Annotated in this window: 1 protein-coding gene; it reads left to right on the top strand. The window is 64.2% G+C overall.

The window, feature by feature from the left end; genetic code table 11:
• Positions 1–254: 254 nt before the first annotated feature.
• The coding region (locus tag CKO31_RS26385) for a Druantia anti-phage system protein DruA (protein WP_242475554.1) at positions 255–570 on the top strand (316 nt) is incomplete at its 3' end.

Genomic DNA, 570 nt, shown 5'->3' with positions numbered 1-570 from the left:
TGCATGAACCTGTTCGAGCAGGAGCCCTCGAAGCGGCGGCTCTCGCAGAAACGCCGCGAGGCCGCTTGGAACGACGGCTACCGCGCCAAGGTGCTCTTCGGCTGATGGTTTTTATGCGCTGACCCTGACAAAAAGGCAGGGCGGAACCGTTCTGGCGCAAACCCACTACCGGGAGCACGGGTTATCCGCGGATCTGGACATCGCTCGCGGCGCGGGGTATCTTGCAAGGCAAGCGTGCGTTGCGAGAGAGATGCTTGAACCTGCACGAGATCATGCTGCGGCCGGTCGTGCGCGAAGAAGAGCCGCGCTTCAAAGCGCTGCTCGAGGCGCACCACTACTTGGGCGCGGTGGCCAAGATTGGCCACACCATCTGGTACGTGGCCACTTGGCGGGAGCAGTGGTTGGCGTTGCTGGTGGTGGGCGCGGCGGCGTGGAAGTGCGCTGCGCGCGACCGCTGGATCGGCTGGGATCGGCGTTACCAGTACGATCGCCTGCATCTGATCGGCAACAACGTGCGCTTTCTCATCCTGCCGGAGGCGCATGTGCCCAACCTCGCCTCGCGCGTGCTTG

Origin of the sequence: Thiohalocapsa halophila (genome assembly GCF_016583825.1) — a bacterium.
GTDB lineage: Bacteria > Pseudomonadota > Gammaproteobacteria > Chromatiales > Chromatiaceae > Thiohalocapsa > Thiohalocapsa halophila.
Note: the sequence above shows the minus strand (reverse complement) of the source record. Positions and strands in the feature narration are given on the sequence as shown.